This window comes from Rhodoblastus sp., assembly GCF_041915505.1.
GTDB lineage: Bacteria > Pseudomonadota > Alphaproteobacteria > Rhizobiales > Beijerinckiaceae > Rhodoblastus.
In genome coordinates this window covers 1-1,547 of record NZ_JAYSBG010000528.1, presented here as the reverse complement: position 1 = coordinate 1,547, position 1,547 = coordinate 1, and the positions used below count along the sequence as shown (strand labels likewise).

General features: G+C 67.7%; 3 protein-coding genes. All 3 read right to left on the bottom strand.

The features are described 5' to 3' along the window. On the bottom strand, positions 1-766 hold a 766-nt coding region (locus tag ACE3S9_RS19435; protein WP_374548122.1), incomplete at its 3' end, for an FAD-dependent monooxygenase. A gap of 38 nt (positions 767-804) precedes the next feature. Continuing rightward, complete coding sequence (locus ACE3S9_RS19430; RefSeq protein ID WP_374548121.1) at positions 805-1,047, bottom strand: zinc-finger domain-containing protein; 243 nt, start codon at positions 1,045-1,047, stop codon at positions 805-807. An 88-nt stretch (positions 1,048-1,135) separates the two neighbouring features. After that, positions 1,136-1,546: a DoxX family protein gene (locus tag ACE3S9_RS19425; protein ID WP_374548120.1), complete on the bottom strand. Its 411-nt coding sequence runs from the start codon at positions 1,544-1,546 to the stop codon at positions 1,136-1,138. Between the last annotated feature and the right edge of the window lies 1 nt (position 1,547).

Sequence of the window (1,547 nt, the reverse complement as noted above, 5' to 3'; positions counted from 1 at the left end):
CGCCGGCATTGTCCCAGAAATCGGGCTCGGCGCCTTCGCCGTCGCCGCGCCAAGCGTCCTCGACCAGCGCCACCACATTGACGATCTCGCCGCCGCGCAGCGGATAATGCACCAGATGCGCGCGTTCGCCGAACCAGAGATTGGCGACCCGCCGGCGCAGGAAATCGGGCAGGCCGGCCGCCGGGAGCAAAGCCCGCCAGGCGGTATGGCCGGTGAAGGCGGGCTTGTCGGAATCGCCGCCGATCAGGCGCGTGCGCACCAGCGAGCGCACGCCATCGGCCGCCACTAGAGCTGCGCCGGAGGCGCGGCGGAACTCGCCGTCGAAGCGATAGGTCACCGCGACGCCCTTCTCATCCTGGATGAAGCCGGTGAGCGTCGAATCGTTGCTGATTTCGATCAAGGGCTCGGCGCGCGCGCGCTCCACCAGAGCGGCGAGCAGGTCGGCGCGGTGGACGGCGAGATAAGGCGCGCCCCAGCGGGCCTCGGCGTCGGCGAGCGGTATGCGGGCGAGATCGGCGCCGTCGGAGCCGCGCCGCAGCCGGACATATTCCGGCGCCACCGCCTGCGGCGTCAGGGCGTCCAACGCGCCGAGTCCGCGCAGGATGCGGCAGGCGTTGGGGGAAAGCTGCAGGCCGGCGCCCACTTCACGAAAGGCGGGGGCGCGCTCAAGCAGCAGCGAGCGCTGGCCCGTCTGCGCCAGCGCCAATGCGGCTGAAAGGCCGCCGACCCCGCCGCCGGCGATCACGAAGGGTTCTTGCGACGTCACTTGCGCACTCCCACGACGCGGACAATCCCGCGTCCGGCTCAGGCCGCCTTGGCCGTAGCCTCGCATTCCGCCGGATCGGCGTGGCCGTGCAGCGATGCGTCATAAACATAAAGGGTCGAGCAATAGGGGCAGATCGCCTCCGAATCGGCGCCCATGTCGATATAGACATGGGGGTGATCGAAGGGCGGCAACGCGCCGATACACATGAATTCCTTGGCGCCGACGCGAATTTTCGACAGTCCGGGCTGATTGTGGAAATGCGGAATGGCGTGGTCGGACATGGGTTTCGATCCGAGAGGAAGGCCGCACTGGCGTTGATTGGGCGCACCATAATCAAAGCCGTAGGGTTTGGGTAGTGCCATCAATCCGTCATTGGCCCGATTTGTCCAGACCGAAGGCGCGCGCCAGCCGGGGCCCGATCAGGGCGTCGAGCGAGAAGCCGCCCGGCCCGTGGACGAGGATGGCGAGCGCCGTCGCCGCCCAAATCAGGTGGAAATTGGCCCAACCCTCCGGCGCCGTGAGCTGGATGATCGCGGTCATGCCCAAAAGGCCGAGCGCGGCGAGGCGCGTTCCAAGCCCCAGCACCAGCAGGATCGGCAGCAGGATCTCCATGCAGCCCGAGGCGAAAGCCATCAGATGCGGCGCCGGGAAGGGGATTTCGGCTCCGAACAGGTGCAGCCGGAACTCATCGGCGAAGAGAGCGTCGGCGCTGTCGCTCAATTGCAGGAAGCCGTCCCATTTGGTCAGGCCGGAGCGATAGAAGGGCACGGCGAGGGCGATC

Excerpts from the sequence above, each read along its gene's own strand:
- ACE3S9_RS19430 (WP_374548121.1), bottom strand. The coding sequence starts at position 1,047 with ATGTCCGACCACGCCATTCCGCATTTCCACAATCAGCCCGGACTGTCG.